12 protein-coding genes are annotated in these 15,158 nt (G+C 40.0%); 7 read left to right on the plus strand and 5 right to left on the minus strand.

The features are described 5' to 3' along the window. The gene (locus IPI99_07055; GenBank protein MBK7340266.1) at positions 1 to 1,245 is read left to right on the plus strand and encodes a hypothetical protein; all 1,245 of its coding nucleotides are present in this window, start codon (positions 1 to 3) and stop codon (positions 1,243 to 1,245) included. A gap of 189 nt (positions 1,246 to 1,434) precedes the next feature. Here IPI99_07055 and IPI99_07060 read toward each other — a convergent pair whose 3' ends face one another. Further along, positions 1,435 to 1,857 carry a DUF2541 family protein gene (locus IPI99_07060; protein MBK7340267.1) on the minus strand — a complete coding sequence of 141 codons (423 nt, stop codon included), beginning with the start codon at positions 1,855 to 1,857 and terminating at the stop codon, positions 1,435 to 1,437. A gap of 52 nt (positions 1,858 to 1,909) precedes the next feature. On the opposite strand from IPI99_07060, the gene IPI99_07065 reads away from it, so the two are divergent. Next, positions 1,910 to 3,025 (plus strand): T9SS type A sorting domain-containing protein, encoded by a 1,116-nt coding sequence (locus tag IPI99_07065; protein ID MBK7340268.1) that lies wholly within the window; start codon positions 1,910 to 1,912, stop codon positions 3,023 to 3,025. A 65-nt stretch (positions 3,026 to 3,090) separates the two neighbouring features. On the opposite strand, the gene IPI99_07070 is transcribed toward IPI99_07065, so the two are convergent. From IPI99_07070 to mqnC, 4 genes are read right to left on the minus strand one after another with little or no spacing between them, the layout of a single operon-like run. Then, positions 3,091 to 4,068, minus strand: a complete 978-nt coding sequence (locus IPI99_07070; protein ID MBK7340269.1) for a M48 family metalloprotease — start codon at positions 4,066 to 4,068, stop codon at positions 3,091 to 3,093. 5 nt (positions 4,069 to 4,073) lie between these two features. Further along, entirely contained in the window at positions 4,074 to 4,535 is a 462-nt protein-coding gene (locus tag IPI99_07075; GenBank protein ID MBK7340270.1) for a DinB family protein, read from the minus strand. Between the two features lie 30 nt (positions 4,536 to 4,565). Beyond that, positions 4,566 to 5,399, minus strand: a complete 834-nt coding sequence (locus IPI99_07080; GenBank protein MBK7340271.1) for a purine-nucleoside phosphorylase — start codon at positions 5,397 to 5,399, stop codon at positions 4,566 to 4,568. A gap of 9 nt (positions 5,400 to 5,408) precedes the next feature. Then, positions 5,409 to 6,551 (minus strand): dehypoxanthine futalosine cyclase, encoded by a 1,143-nt coding sequence (gene mqnC / locus IPI99_07085; GenBank protein MBK7340272.1) that lies wholly within the window; start codon positions 6,549 to 6,551, stop codon positions 5,409 to 5,411. Between the two features lie 88 nt (positions 6,552 to 6,639). On the opposite strand from mqnC, the gene IPI99_07090 reads away from it, so the two are divergent. The 5 genes from IPI99_07090 (at position 6,640) to IPI99_07110 (ending at position 14,903) form a co-directional block, all read left to right on the plus strand. Further along, positions 6,640 to 7,110: a ribosome maturation factor gene (locus tag IPI99_07090; protein ID MBK7340273.1), complete on the plus strand. Its 471-nt coding sequence runs from the start codon at positions 6,640 to 6,642 to the stop codon at positions 7,108 to 7,110. After that, positions 7,107 to 8,342, plus strand: a complete 1,236-nt coding sequence (gene nusA, locus IPI99_07095) for a transcription termination/antitermination protein NusA (GenBank protein ID MBK7340274.1) — start codon at positions 7,107 to 7,109, stop codon at positions 8,340 to 8,342. The genes IPI99_07090 and nusA overlap by 4 nt, the downstream gene beginning before the upstream one ends. A gap of 48 nt (positions 8,343 to 8,390) precedes the next feature. Then, positions 8,391 to 11,090 carry a translation initiation factor IF-2 gene (infB, locus tag IPI99_07100; GenBank protein ID MBK7340275.1) on the plus strand — a complete coding sequence of 900 codons (2,700 nt, stop codon included), beginning with the start codon at positions 8,391 to 8,393 and terminating at the stop codon, positions 11,088 to 11,090. A gap of 38 nt (positions 11,091 to 11,128) precedes the next feature. Beyond that, a complete protein-coding gene (locus IPI99_07105; GenBank protein MBK7340276.1) occupies positions 11,129 to 11,908 on the plus strand; it encodes a TIGR02757 family protein in 780 nt (259 codons plus the stop codon). A 676-nt stretch (positions 11,909 to 12,584) separates the two neighbouring features. Next, complete coding sequence (locus tag IPI99_07110) at positions 12,585 to 14,903, plus strand: hypothetical protein (GenBank protein MBK7340277.1); 2,319 nt, start codon at positions 12,585 to 12,587, stop codon at positions 14,901 to 14,903. The last annotated feature ends 255 nt before the right edge of the window (positions 14,904 to 15,158 follow it).

The raw sequence follows: 15,158 nt of genomic DNA on the forward strand, positions 1-15,158 counted from the left end.
ATGATGAAGAGAATAATTACTTGCATTTTTTTTCTATATTGTTCATTTGTTTCTTGGGCTCAGGGATTGTATGACTTGGATTACCTTGAGTCTCAAGACAAAGCATCTCTATCATTCGGGCTTTATACCAATGTTTCATCTACCGGGCTGAATACAAATTTTGTCTCTAAATTTATCAATGGAGGGTATATAGATGGACAGCTCATTGACGATATTCTGCAACATTTGAACGGTACCCAAACTATTGGTACTGATCTGCGACCTGCTTTATTTTATCAACATTCCGGAAAAAGGATTTTTGGTTCTGACAATATGCATTGGATGCTGCAACTCAGTAGTCGAGGATTTGCTGAAGCAAGTTTTCCATCTGATTTCTTTGAATTGATTTTTTCCGGGAATAAAAATTTTGAAAACAGAACTGCTTATATCCATCCATTCGGATTCCAGTCCATCTTATACCATAAACTTCAAATTGGGCTTTGTAAACAATCTGCCGGACATCGATTTGGAGTATTCTTGGGGCCTGTGTTAGGTAGTTCATATTACAAATCATCCACAGATCGGGGCAGTATTTTTACTGCGCAAGATGGAAGGTATTTAGATTTTGACCTGAAGTGGCAACTTGAGCAAAGTAATCCTGATAAAAATCATTTGATGTCGAATTCAGGAGTTGGCATTGGTGCCGATTTATTTTGGAAATGGAATTTCAGGGAGCATTCTGCATTTATTTTAATGGCTGAAGATTTGGGTGTTATCAGCTGGGATGGTGATGCTCAGATGAGTCAGATTGACTCATCTTTCAGATTTGAAGGTGTAGAAATCGGCTCCATCTTTGATAGTATATTTGTTGAAATTAAATCGGGTTCTGACCTCAAATCAGAGTTTTTGAAAGAACAGAGAAAGAAAATTCCGGCTGCTGTCCTACCTGCATCTCTGAGTTTGGAATTTCGTAGACAATTTTTGAACAATAAGTTTGTTGCAAATCTGTATATTCAGAAATACATCAGCCGATATTCAAAATTTCAAGTTGCGGCTGGATTAAATTATAATATTTGGAATGGATTCCAAGTTGGAGTAACTGGAGGCTTGTCCTCTCATGGAAATTGGTATGCAGGAATACAGATGCATGTATTTAGAAAAGATAATTTCCAGTTGAAGATTACAGCTCCTTCATTGATAAATGTATTTCAGGGAGAAAGAAACTTCGTAGCCATAGGCCAAGTCTTGTTGTCAAAAGCTTTCTAAGCGAATGTAGAAGAACGACTTTCAGGTCAATCATTTGATTGAAGCCGATTCGAATTTTTTACTAGTAACAATAAAGCAAAAAAAAAGGCCCCCAAAATTTGGAAACCCTTTATGATTGAATTCAATTTTGCAGATCATTTGAACTGTAATAAAATTTCAAATCCAAAAATTGGGTTAAGCATTGTATCATTAATGTCTGCCCCAGAGTTCAATGAGTGCTCTGTTTTTTCTTAAAGCTTTGGTGTCGTACCAGAATACGACTTTTTTGATGATTCTTTTTTTGCCTTCTAAATCAATAACTCTGCTTTCTGAACCTGCTGAAAAATCATTTCTGATATCCACGTCTTGAGTACTGCCATCACCAAAATGAACGGTGACTTTGTGCATATTAATTCCGGCTTTTTTTACTTTAAGTTGAATGGCTGAGAATTCTCCTTCAGCTGCAGTGACAGATATTTCGTCACGATCCAGACTGTAGTTGACCATTGTTTTTCCTAGAATTTCCCAGCGTCCTTGTGGGGGATTCGTTGTGTGTGCAAATGCTTCCGAGCTGTAAACCTGTAGTACAAGGCTAAACAGAAGCATCCAGCCAAGCGATAATTGATTTTTCATTTTATGGATTAATTTTATAAATTTGACAGCTAATTTAACAAAAGGTTTAATCATGAAGTTAGTATCTGCATCAAATTTCATTTTGCTCTTGTGTACATGGGCAGAAATCAATGCTCAGACTTTAAACCTCGATGTTGTATGTAAACTACCTGATGCTCTAAGGGAGTCATCAGCTTTGTGGTTTGATCGGGATGAGAGGGTATTTTATTCACTCAATGACAGTGATAGAAAAAATGAGTTTCATTCGTTTGACAGTACCGGAGCATGGATAGCTACATATCCTATTTCCAATGCCACTAACATTGACTGGGAAGAAATGACTGCGGACGATGAGGGAACCATGTATATCGGTGACTTTGGAAACAACAGCAATAATAGACAGGATTTGAAAATTTATATTTTACCTCATTTTTTTGATCACAAGGATAGTAGCATACATGCTGAAATCATCAGACTGAAGTACGAACGCCAAAGCGCATTCCCTCCTCCGGATGCTTCCAAGAATTTTGACATGGAAGCAATGATTTATTTTAATGATAGCTTGCATCTATTTAGTAAAAACAGGACAACTCCTTATACCGGTATTACTTATCACTATACCATTCCGGCTCTAGCTGGAGATTATACATTATTGCCAAGGGATAGTTTTAATACCGGTGGTGCCAATTATCTTCAGAATTGGGTGGTTGGAGCTGCATTAAGCCCTGATAAAAAATCATTAATATTATTGTCTTACGACAAAATGTGGTTGTTTCGATCATTTGTTGGAAGTAGTTTTTTGCAAGGTAATGTAACGCAGTATAAATTTCCATTTCTTTCTCAAAAGGAAGGTGTCAGTTTTTCAACTAATTCTGATATTTTTATCAGTGAAGAATCAGTACCGGGAGCATCTGTAAACGGAAATCTTTATCACGCCAAACTCGATTTAACTAGCACTCAAGAGCAGGGTGAATTGAAGAAAAATATCGTCAAAACCCGGTTGATTTCTGATGATTACCTCAGGAAAGAAACTTTCGAAACCGAAATTTATAATCTAAGCGGACAATTAATCATGCGAATTGCTCCTCATGTTGAAGTTATCTCATTTACTTCATTTCCTGCAGGCGTTTATTTCATGAAAGAAAATTCAAAATTTAAATCTCAAACTACTTTATTGATTAAATATTAGCAAGAAAGGATTCAATTATTTTTTATCTATTCGAGCTGCATTTAACTTTTACAAATGTAAATATATTAGTTCTTTTTAATCACTTTTCCGGGAGTGCCACTCGTACCGGAAGTCCCAGGTTTATTTTTATTCATGGGATCATCAGTCTTCGTATTGCCGGAGCCGGAAGGTTTATTATTGGATCCTGTTGGATTCACTTTGGTGGACTGCACTTTTGGTGCCGGTGGTATATTGTCTATGAGTGTTTTGATTGTTTGGTATTGGCTTGAATATGTTTGTGTGCCTTTGCAATTCAATGCCTTTGCTTTAGACTCAATATTCTTAATTCTGTTTGAAGGATTTGGGTGTGTACTCATCCATTCCGGAGGGGTGGCCTGTCCAGCAATTTTTTTGAAAAACCCTGCTGCACCACTTGCATTGTAAGGAGTCGGGCATAAATATTTTACAGAAAAAGAGTCCGCCTCTGTTTCGTTGTCTCTGCTAAAGCTCAAGCCAACAATTGCGGTTGCTACTTGCTTAACGGTTTCTTTTTTGCCTAAAACGGCATCAGCTAAAACTTGTACTCCTAATATTTTGGTCAGCTGACGGGTAGAATGTCTTTTTGCCGCGTGCGCCATTTCATGTCCCAGAACACCAGCCAATTGATCCTCTGAATCCAGAAACTTCATCAAACCAGTATAGAGAAAAATATATCCTCCCGGAGTTGCAAAAGCGTTTTGCACTTTCGGATCGTTAATGATGCTTATTTTCCAAGCGAAATCTCTGGCATAGCTCACATTGCCTGTAGCGAGTAATTTGCTGACTATCCCTCTCACATAGGAATAAATCTGTTCATTACCTTTTTCAGGGACTATTGGGTATTCTGATGGATTGGCTAGAATTTCATCATATACCTGTTTCCCCAATTCTATGTCTTGTGAGACCGGAAATAAATTTGCATTATCCCAGGTTTTTTTAATCGAACTACATGACCAGACGGAAAAAAAGACTGCCAGAATTGTTATAGTTAAAATGAGGTGGTATAAATTTTTTTTCAGTTTCATTTTTATTAATTTTCTTTTCTGCAAAATACAATAAAATCAGAATGAGGCGGAGCTATCCCCCGTTCTCTCAATTTTCTTGCTAACTGGCCTCTGTGATGGGCAGCATGATGGCTAATATGCAAAAAAATGTCTGAGATAGAATTAGTAAAACTTTTTCCGTCGCTCAATCTCTGATAAGAAATTTCTTCATTCAGTTTTTTTGTAGTCAATACTTCCTGAAGAAATTCTGAATTTTCGGATATCAGTTCATTGCATTCCTCGAAGTTAAAGTAAGCTCGATCAAATGGTCTGTCAATTGTCTTCCTTAATATTCTTCGATACCAGATATTTTCTGCCATCAGAATATGAGTGAAAGTCTTAAATATGAATTCATCAGGATTATCAGGAGCCGGAAAGAGTTTTTCTGCAAACACTTGGTTTGCAGAGTGGCAGATACCCAACAATCTTTTGAAAAAATCTGAATTCATGCTCATTAGACAATTAACGCTTAGAATAGATTAATTAGTTTCAAATTGCATGATTCTGTCTAGTACTGCAAACAATTTGTGGGATGACTCTCGGATAGTTTGCAGGACAGAATCGATGGTGGTGATTTTGTCAGCACCGTTCTCAGGCGTGTCATTGGACACAATGGAAGCAGCGAGGATTGTCATATTGCTGTGGTGGGCTACTATCGCTTCCGGTACTGTGGACATGCCAACGATGTCTGCTCCTAATAATTTTATCATCCTGTATTCGGCAGGCGTCTCCAGACTTGGGCCTTGCAATCCAAAATAGACAGCTTGATGAAATTCATATCCAATTTCTTTACATGCTTGGCGTGCCAGGTCCAACTCAAAGCGCGTATATATCTGAGACATATCCGGAAATCTGACTCCTAATCTCTGGTCATAAATACCGCGCAATGGATTTTCCGGATGGAAGTTGATATGATCCTGAATAAAGACAATATCTCCGGCGTGCAAATTGGAATTTACTGTACCTGAGGCATTTGTCAACCAAAGCCTTTTTACCCCCAACGCCTGAAGTATGCGTATCGGATAAGTAACTTGTACCGGTGAATAGCCTTCGTAATAATGCAATCTCCCTGAGAGAATCAGGATCTCTTTGTTTTGCCAACGCGCCAGGATCAATTTACCGATATGGCTTTCTACAGTGGTGGGCACCACATGTGGAATGAATCTGTAAGAAATTTCTTTGACAATTTCTATGTGTTCAGTTAATCCACCCATACCGGTTCCCAAGACCATCGCGTGGTCCGGAATGCTTGGCAATTTTTCTCTTATATAGGAAGCACTTTCGTTGATATCTTCGAATAAACTGTTGTTCATGTTCTTATATTAATCCACGATCATAGTTAAAGTATCCAACTCCTGCTGTTGCAGATTGACGGGAAGTGAATCATACTCATATTGTTGGTTCCTGAGTTGTGGTTCGAATCCCGCTTCTCTTATTGCATCCTGGATGCCCTGTGCTGTAAAACGATACTGTGCGCCAGCTGCTGATACTACATTTTCTTCTATCATAATACTACCAAAATCATCAGCTCCGGCATGAAGACAGATCTGTGCGGTTCGTTTGCCTACTGTCAACCAGGAGGCCTGAATATGAGTGATATTGGGGAGCATGATCCTAGAGCAAGCTATTGTCCGGATATATTCATCCGCTGTGACAGAATTGCGCGCCCTTTTGAGTTTGACCAACATTGTACCCTCATCTTGAAATGGCCAGGGTATAAAAGCGACAAAGCCTTTGGCATCGACAGGTTTTTGTGACTGGACTTCACGGATTTTTTCGAGGTGTTGGAACCTTTCCAGTAGTGTTTCCACGTGTCCAAACATCATGGTAGCTGAGGTTGTCAGCCGCAATTGGTGAGCTGCAAGCATAACATCGAGCCATTCTTTTGCTCCGCATTTGCCTTTTGAGACCAATCTTCGCACACGATCATCGAGTATCTCCGCGCCCGCTCCGGGTAGGGAGTCCAGACCTGCTTCCATCAGGGATTGCAGGACCTCAGTATGCGATAATTTTTCTAATTTGGCTATATGTGCTATTTCCGGCGGACCTAATGCGTGAAGTTTGAGGTCGGGATACCTGGACTTGAGGTCCATGAACAAACTGCTGTAATAATCCAGACCAAGATCGGGATGATGCCCTCCCTGCAACAAAAGTTGCCTTCCTCCAAATCGATACATTTCATCGATTTTGTTTCGATATTCTTCCGGTTGCGTGATATAAGCCTCCTGATGACCGGGAGGTCTGTAGAAATTGCAAAATTTACAATTGGCAATACAAACATTAGTTGTATTTGAATTGCGGTCGATGATCCAGGTGACTTTTTTTTCAGGCACTGCCTGAAATCTCAGGTAGTCAGCTACCATCATCAGATCGGTAGTAGGAGCTTTTTGAAAAAGCGTCAATCCTTCTTCAGCTGTGAGGAATTCTTTTTTGAGAGCGCGGTTTAAAAGCTGTTTGACAGGCATAATAATTGCTTAAAAAGCTATATCTTTGCGTGGACTTTGTAAAAAGGGAACAGAGTGTTCCCTTTTTTGTTTCCCAAAACTACCGCTTATGGATACAGAAAACATCGCAAATCTGTTGTTGGCGAAATTCCAGGAAGAAAGCTTTATGGATTGTTTTTTGGTGGATATTGAACGATCAGCTAAGAAAATTGCTGTTTTTGTAGACAGTGATTCCGGCATGACGTTTCAAAAGTGTCAACAGTTGAGCCGCTACCTCGAAGGTATCTTTGACGAAAAGAACTGGTTTGGAGACGACTACATCCTGGAGTTGTCATCACCGGGGATTACAAGACCCCTGAGATTTGCCAGGCAATATGTGAAGAATATTGGTCGCTGGATATCAGTAGAGACCACAGACGGCAGTATGTATAAAGGAATGCTCAGTGATGCAGATGAGGAAAAAATTACTGTAAAATGGGAAGAAATCAAAAAAGAGGGGAAGAAAAAAATAAAAGAAGAGAAAGTGTTAATTTTGGAATATAATCAAATTAAAGAAGCTAAAATTCAGATCAAAATATGAAATTGCTCGATACTTTTTCAGAGTTTAAAGCAGGTAAAAATATAGACAGACCAACCATGGTGCGTGTCCTGGAGGACGTATTCCGTTCCTTGATACGCAAGAAGTATGGTTCTGATGACAACTTCAATGTGATTGTCAATGCACAAAAAGGTGACCTTGAAATATGGCGTATCAGGAATATTGTACCCGATGGTGAGGTGACGGATGATCTGAAGGAAATTGCCATCTCAGAAGCACTTGCATTTGATGAGGATTATGAAGTTGGTCAGGAGTGTTTTGAAGAGCTGCACTTTGATGATTTCGGCCGCAGGGCGATCATGGCAGCCAGACAGACTCTTGTGTCCAGAGTAATGGAACTTGAAAAAGATGATGTCTACAAACGATATGCTGAGCGCGAAGGCGAGATAGTCATCGGAGAAGTAAATCAGGTGCTCAAAAGAGAAATTCTAATTATAGATGACGCCACCAACAATGAGCTTATATTGCCACGCACAGAAATGATCAAGGCGGATCATTTTCGCAAAGGTGATATTGTAAGATCAGTGATTAAAAGGGTCGAGTTGAAAAACAACTTACCGGTCATCACACTCAGCCGGACAGATGGCGCTTTCTTACAAAGATTGATGGAACAAGAAGTTCCCGAAATCGAAGACGGGCTGATTGTGATCAAGAAAATCGTGCGATTGCCGGGAGAAAGGGCAAAAGTTGCAGTGGAGTCCTTTGATGACAGGATTGACCCTGTTGGCGCTTGCGTCGGAATGAAAGGGTCAAGAATACACGGAATCGTCCGCGAACTTCGAAATGAGAATATTGACATAGTCAATTTTACCAATAATCTCAATCTCTATATCCAAAGGGCATTGACTCCCGCAAAAGTAAATAACATCGAGATCGATGAAGCCAACAAGCGAGCCAACGTTTATCTTAAAGCAGACCAATTGTCATTGGCCATCGGCAAAGGAGGTGCAAATATCAAATTGGCGTCCAGACTGACCGGTTACGAAATAGATGTTTACAGAGATCAGGAAGAAGGAGAACTGGACGACGTTGACCTAGATGAATTCAAAGACGAAATCGAAGAATGGATCATCGATGCCTTCAAGAGTATAGGTTGTGATACAGCGAGAAGTGTTCTCAATCTGAGTGTAGACGAGTTGATACGCCGAACTGACCTTGAAGAAGAAACAATACAAGATGTCATATCAATTCTGAAAGAAGAGCTCGAAGATTAAACTTCCTGAGATTTCTAAGGAATAAAAAAAATAAGGTAAAGCAGACTAATGACCCGATTATTAATCAAAGTTGCGACAGAGTTTAACCTTGGCTTGCAGACCATTGTGGACCATTTGCAAAAGAAGGGGTTCGAGATCGATCCTCGACCCACTGCAAAGGTGAGCGATGAAATGTATGCTGAGTTGCTCAAAGAATTCCAGGGCTCTATAAAAGAGAAAGAGCAAGCTGCGCAGCTCCAGAAGCCTGCTACACCAGTTAAAGAAAAACCGGCCCCTAAGCTTGATTTTAATCTTTTCGGTGATCCGGTTCCCGAAAAACCAGTGGCAAAGCCAAAGACAGAGCCAAAACAGGAAGAGTTGATTCCTGTTAAAATAGATGAAACTCTCAAGCCAAAACTGAAAGTTGTGGGCAAGATCGAGCTGGAGAAAGCTGAAGAAAAATCTCTTCCGCAGGAAGAGCCGGTAATTGAACCACCGGTTGAAGTAATTACCCCTCCGGTAGCTCCTCAAGAGCTTCCTATACCATCGGCTTCCGAGGAGATCACCAGAATAAAAGCACCTGAGCTCAAAGGCTTGAAAATTCTGGGAAAGATTGATACGAACAAGCTAAAAGAGAAAGAAACTAGAAAAAAGGACGAAAGGAAACCTAATACTCCTGACACTGCCAAGCCCAATACCAATAGTGCAGCGGATGCTGAAAAGAAAAAAAGGAAGCGTAAGCGCAAGAAAATAGGTACACAAGAAGTTGGGTCCGGTCAGAACCAAGGCAACCGGGCAAAAACTGGTGCAGGAGGTGGAGGCTACAAAAAGGAAGAAGCTCCAAAAGAAATTTCTCAAAAGCAGATTGAGGAAAAGATCAAAGCCACAATGGCTCGCCTCAATGTCGGAGGAAAAAATAAAAGACAAAAAATACGTAGGGATAAGCGAGAAGAAATGCGTGAGAAAGCCGAGTTGGCTGAAGCAGCTTCGGATCGTTCGAAAATCCAGTTGACTGAATTCGTGACCGTACAGGAATTATCCAATCTGATGGATGTACCGGTCATTGATGTCATCACGACTTGTATGAATATGGGTATTATTGTATCCATCAACCAAAGACTTGACGCTGAAGTGATTGAGATATTAGCAGAGGAGTTTGGCCATAAGATAGAGTTTATCAGTTCAGAAGAAACAGTAGTAGAAGAGGAAGTAGAAGTAGATGATCCTGCCGACCTCGTCCCTAGGTCGCCGATCGTGACCGTGATGGGTCACGTCGATCATGGAAAAACATCCCTGCTTGACTATATCAGAAAGACAAACGTAGCAAGCGGAGAAGCAGGAGGGATTACTCAGCACATTGGAGCCTACGAAGTTTCAGTAGGACCTGACAACAAGAAAATCACATTCCTTGATACTCCCGGTCACGAGGCTTTTACAGCTATGCGTGCTCGTGGAGCAAAGGTAACTGACGTCGCTGTCATCATAGTGGCAGCAGATGATCACATCATGCCTCAGACCAAAGAGGCCATATCGCATGCTCAGGCAGCCAATGTTCCTATAGTCTTTGCCATCAATAAAATAGATAAGCCCGGTGCAGATCCGGAGAGAATTAAGAACGAACTTTCTCAGATGAATTTCCTCGTAGATTCATGGGGAGGTAAATACTCATCTCAGGAAATTTCTGCCAAGAACGGTATTGGCATAGAAGCACTGCTTGAAAAGATTATTTTGGAAGCAGAGGTACTTGATTTAAAAGCTAATCCGGAAAAATTGGCGATTGGTACTGTACTGGAAGCATCTCTGGACAAAGGGCGAGGTTATGTAGCAAAGCTATTGGTGCAAAATGGAACACTGTATATAGGTGATACAATTTTGGCCGGCGAATTTGCTGGCAAGATCAAGGCGATGTTCAATGAAAGAGGACAAAAGCTCAAAGAAGCAAAAACCTCTTCTCCCGTAATGGTTCTAGGTCTCACAGGTGCCCCTACTGCAGGAGAAAAGTTCAAAGTGATGGAGGACGAATCCGAAGCAAGAGCAGTAGCATCACGCAGATCTCAAATATCAAGAGAACAGGCCAACCGAGCTTCCAAGCGCATATCTTTGGATGAGATTGGAAGAAGGCTTGCATTAGGAAACTTCAAAGAGTTGAAGCTCATTGTCAAGGGTGACGTGGATGGATCCGTAGAAGCCTTGTCAGATAGTTTGATCAAGTTGTCTGTCGAAAAAATACAAGTATCCGTTATTCATAAAGCTGTAGGGCAAATTATAGAATCTGATATCTTGCTCGCCTCAGCTTCCGATGCGATTGTAATTGGATTCCAGGTGAGGCCTTCTGTGGCTGCTAGAAATCTGGCAGAAAAGGAAGGTGTCGAAGTGAAAACGTATTCCATAATCTACGAAGCAATTGAGGAAATCAAACTCGCCATGGAAGGGATGTTGGAACCTACCAAAGAAGAGAAAGTCACCGGTCAGGTGGAAGTGCGTGAAGTATTCAAAATCTCTAAGGTAGGAACAGTAGCGGGGGGATTTGTGATCGATGGAAAAGTCACAAGAAATAATTTTGTTCGCGTAATCCGTGATGGTATTGTGATTTATCCTTCTCGTGAAGGAGGCAATGGGGAATTGGCTTCACTCAAGCGCTTCAAAGAAGATGTTAAAGAAGTGAAAGAAAATATGGAATGTGGTATTTCCGTTAAAAACTTTAATGATATCAAATTAGGAGATATCATAGAAGCTTACGAGATTACAGAGGTAAAACAAAAATTATAATTCCTTTCTGAGTAAACATTTATTCGACGAATCGTTGAATGAAAATTCCTTCTGAAGTTACATCATTTTTGTTGGAGCAAGCTTGGCGCTTCAATCAAAGTTCATTTATTGAAAATGATCCGATATCCATTCCTCACTCTTTTTCAAAAAAGCAAGATATTGAAATCTCTGGTTTTTGGACAGCAATATTGTCTTGGGGAAATCGTAAATCCATCATCAAAAACTGTAATGAGCTGAGCAGATTGATGGATAATGCTCCTCTTGATTTTGTGAAAAATTATCAAGAGAAAGACGGATTAAAATTTAGTAAATTTATTCACAGAACATTTCAGTATGCGGACAGTCTATATTTTTTGCAATTTTTGTCAAGCTGGTACAAAAAGCACTCCTCACTGGAAGATGCGTTTATTCCGGAAGGATTCAATTCCTGTGAATCTGTAGAAAATAGTCTAAACCTGTTTCATGAAAGATTTTTTTATGATGATCCGGACCAAGTGAATCATCGGACACGAAAGCACGTAGCGCAACCTAAATCCGGTTCAAGATGTAAGCGAATGAATATGTTTTTGAGGTGGATGGTGCGCAAAGATAATCGTGGAGTTGATTTTGGTATGTGGAATAAAATCGAAGCGTCACAGTTGAAGATACCATTAGATATTCACGTGGAAAAAACTGCAAGAAAATATGGATTACTCCAGAGGAAAAATTTGGACTGGAAAGCAGTTCTTGAGTTGAGCTCATATTGTTCCGAAATAATACCAGAAGATCCGGGTCTTCTCGATTATGCCTTGTTCGGATTGAGCATTGAGAATAATTAATTTCATTTTTCTACCAAATTTTTATCATGGAGGAACGCCATGAAAGCCAAATTTATTTTATGCAATGATGTTTTGATTCGTATAAAAATTCAGTTACTAAATTTGGCTTTCAGGCAACGAAATTTGATGGTGTAGCCTCTTGTAAAGAAGGGAAAGCTTGAACTAGGGTAAGTTTTGCATTTTTAATTATTACTTGATATGTTTGGACTGCTTACTCTCTAAATTGATACAAACGTGACTTTGGTGTATCATTTCTTTAGAGAATATTTGGTCCATCTAATCTGGACGAGTCGGTATAGTTTTAAAGATTTTTAGAAGTGAAGTAAAAAAATGAGTTAATGAAAATTTATGTGGCTTCAACAAATGGATTTCGCTTACTCGGTAAGGAAGCTCAGAATTTGTTTTGAAATAATGGACAGCTAATTCCCTGAATATATTAGTTTAATGAAGATGAGGAATAATGAGGTTTTAATAAATCCGCAATGTATTAATTTCAGGCTATCACCTGCTCGATTTGCAAGTGCTTTATTGAATATCAATTTTGAGTCATTGTATCTGCAACAGTCTGTTTTGATGAAAAATAATATTAGGTCACTCAACTGGACAGCCAGACTTTATAAAATATGTTGCTTCGAAGTAGTGAATTTTTCTATTTTTGACTACGAAAATGAATGGTATGAATAATAGATTGCTTTTAACCTTATTTGTATGTTTTGGGATTCTGATCGCACCTGAGCTGAGGTCGGAGCATATCATCGGTGGTGATTTGGAGTACCGGTGTTTGGGAAACCATCAGTATGAGATCAGACTCACATTGCGTAGAGATTGCTTTAGCAGTGGTGCTGCATTCGATGATCCGGCTTATGTTGGATTTTTTGATGCTTCAGCTACTTCAATTATTAACAGCGTTGGAAGGTCAGGTATTCTTGATATGAAACTAAGGACAACAGATACGCTCAACGAAATTTTGCAGGCCCGATGTGGCTTTGTTGGAGGAGATGTTTGTGTCCACAAAACGATCTATATTGATACAATATTTTTACCTGAAAGATCAGGAGGTTATTTGGTTGCTTACCAGAGGTGTTGTCGGAATTCTACCATTGCCAATATTTTGGATCCGGGCCAAACAGGATCGACTTTTACGGTTTTTATAAGCGAGGAGTCATTGAAATTATGCAACAATAGTCCACAGCTGAATGATTATCCTCCGATCTATATTTGTGCTGACAATCCTGTCGATTTGGATTTGCATGCAACGGATCTTGAGGGCGATTCTATCGTCTATGAGATGTGTTTGCCTTTTGCCGGAGCTACAGAGATTATGCCCAGGCCGACGCGTCCTGTCACTCCATTTGGAGAAGTGATTTGGTCTGCTGCTTATTCCACTGATAATATGATTGGTGGCAATCCATTTCTTCATATTGAAAGCAATAATGGTCGCATGATTGGGCACACGACTCCTGACATAGCCCAATATTTGGTGTCTTATTGTGTAAAAGAATACCGACATGGACAATTGTTGAGCCTGATGCGAAGGGAATTCCAGTTCAATGTCAGGGCTTGCCAATCAAAACCGGAAGCAGATTTTAATGTTGAAGTCAATAATTGTAAAGACAGTATAGAAGTCAAATGTTTTGACCTCTCCAAAGATAAATATTCTACGATTCAATCGAAAAAATGGAAGGTGACGAGTAGTTTTGGCACATTACAATCCAGTGTGAGCAATCCACTTTTTGTGTTTCCGGGAAGCGGTTCTGCAGAAATAAAATTGATTGTAGAGTCCGCTATCGGATGTCTTGACAGTATTACAAAAACCATCAATTTCAAACCCGTCGTATTTATTCCAAAATCAGATTCTATCCGTATTTGCAAAGGGGACACGACAAGGCTCACGGGTTCCACCGACCCCAATCTTTCACATTTGTGGGAACCAGCTATTTCCCTGAGTTGCAGTAACTGCCCAGATCCTCTTGCATTTCCTTCAAGTTCTACTACTTATACTTTGACATTGAAGGATCAGAATTGTGAAAAGAAGTATTTCATTCCGGTTGATGTACTCAACTGCAGTGCAGACAGTTGTGAAGTGATCGTTAGGCAGAAATGCTTGCCCGCCGGTACAGTCGAGCTCAGAGCGGTGGATTTTCGGAATAATTTGATTGTGCCAAAGTATAGGAAGCATGATCTTGTTTGGTTGGTGATCCCGGGACCTGGAGCTAATCTGATCACTATAAATAATCAAAATCCCGTCATCGTACCGGCCAATAGCCGTGTCAAACTGATATCAAAATTGTACAGTTGGCCTTCAGGGGTACCTAAGACAATAGAGTTTGCCGAGATTTGTCTTAGGGAGTCCATATTGGTTGCGGACCCGCAATGTGCGGGACCATGTGATAATTTTGATTTTATACTTTCTTCCTGTGAAGACGATTATGACGTGGAGAACGGGTTAAATTTTCCGCTTGCATTATGTCGGTCGATATGCCTTGATCCCTGTACCTATATCATCGCTGTTTTTGAACAAAACGGAAATGTAGTAAATGCATCCGATTACGACATCAGATGGTCGACAGGTGCCACAGGAAATCATGTGACACTGATGGGAGCCTACTATAACAATCTTACTGTGACTGTCAAAAAAGGCGATTGTGTGTGGTATGGAAAGTATATCAAGAGCTGCAAGGATGCTCACAGAATGGTTGGGCAATCTGATGTAACGACTCGAGGATCAGTTTCAGTAGAATCGGAACACTGCGAATCCGGAATCATCAGATTAAATGCCTCCACTCTTCAATTTTATAAACCAAATGGTTTGTCGGGGACTGTGATGGTGTACGACGGCCTTGGATCTGAAATATTCAGGAAAAGCATTTCTAAAGTCTCAGATCATTATGAAATAAACATAGCTGACATCATGGCTTCATACCCTTTGGGGCATTATTTTGTCAGATGGAGTGTAGAAGGTCAAACTGATAAATCGATGCTATTGGGGAAGTAGCTTGTGATAAGAGTCGGAGGAGATAGGGCGACAGGTTGAAAATGGGGATGCTGAGATTTCAATAAATTTTTTATAAAATTAGTGTAGTAGTATTTTCTCTATTATAATTTATTCTGATTTTTGGATGGTGTTGCCAAATCAAATAGCTGGCATTGATTCGTATCCCTTAATCCTTGGATGAACGATTCTTGAGGCTAATAAGTACTGAGGCATATTCAATGAGGTCTTTTGGAATATCTCATATTGAGATGCCTA

It is taken from the genome of Saprospiraceae bacterium, from assembly GCA_016710235.1.
GTDB lineage: Bacteria > Bacteroidota > Bacteroidia > Chitinophagales > Saprospiraceae > Vicinibacter.

What these genes read in the sequence shown, in the direction of transcription:
- IPI99_07060 (MBK7340267.1), bottom strand. Translation starts at nt 1,857, where the DNA reads ATGAAAAATCAATTATCGCTTGGCTGGATGCTTCTGTTTAGCCTTGTA.
- mqnC (MBK7340272.1), bottom strand. Translation starts at nt 6,551, where the DNA reads ATGCCTGTCAAACAGCTTTTAAACCGCGCTCTCAAAAAAGAATTCCTC.
- IPI99_07080 (MBK7340271.1), bottom strand. Translation starts at nt 5,399, where the DNA reads ATGAACAACAGTTTATTCGAAGATATCAACGAAAGTGCTTCCTATATA.
- IPI99_07055 (MBK7340266.1), top strand. Translation starts at nt 1, where the DNA reads ATGATGAAGAGAATAATTACTTGCATTTTTTTTCTATATTGTTCATTT.
- IPI99_07065 (MBK7340268.1), top strand. Translation starts at nt 1,910, where the DNA reads ATGAAGTTAGTATCTGCATCAAATTTCATTTTGCTCTTGTGTACATGG.
- IPI99_07075 (MBK7340270.1), bottom strand. Translation starts at nt 4,535, where the DNA reads ATGAATTCAGATTTTTTCAAAAGATTGTTGGGTATCTGCCACTCTGCA.
- IPI99_07090 (MBK7340273.1), top strand. Translation starts at nt 6,640, where the DNA reads ATGGATACAGAAAACATCGCAAATCTGTTGTTGGCGAAATTCCAGGAA.
- nusA (MBK7340274.1), top strand. Translation starts at nt 7,107, where the DNA reads ATGAAATTGCTCGATACTTTTTCAGAGTTTAAAGCAGGTAAAAATATA.
- IPI99_07110 (MBK7340277.1), top strand. Translation starts at nt 12,585, where the DNA reads ATGAATAATAGATTGCTTTTAACCTTATTTGTATGTTTTGGGATTCTG.
- IPI99_07070 (MBK7340269.1), bottom strand. Translation starts at nt 4,068, where the DNA reads ATGAAACTGAAAAAAAATTTATACCACCTCATTTTAACTATAACAATT.
- infB (MBK7340275.1), top strand. Translation starts at nt 8,391, where the DNA reads ATGACCCGATTATTAATCAAAGTTGCGACAGAGTTTAACCTTGGCTTG.
- IPI99_07105 (MBK7340276.1), top strand. Translation starts at nt 11,129, where the DNA reads ATGAAAATTCCTTCTGAAGTTACATCATTTTTGTTGGAGCAAGCTTGG.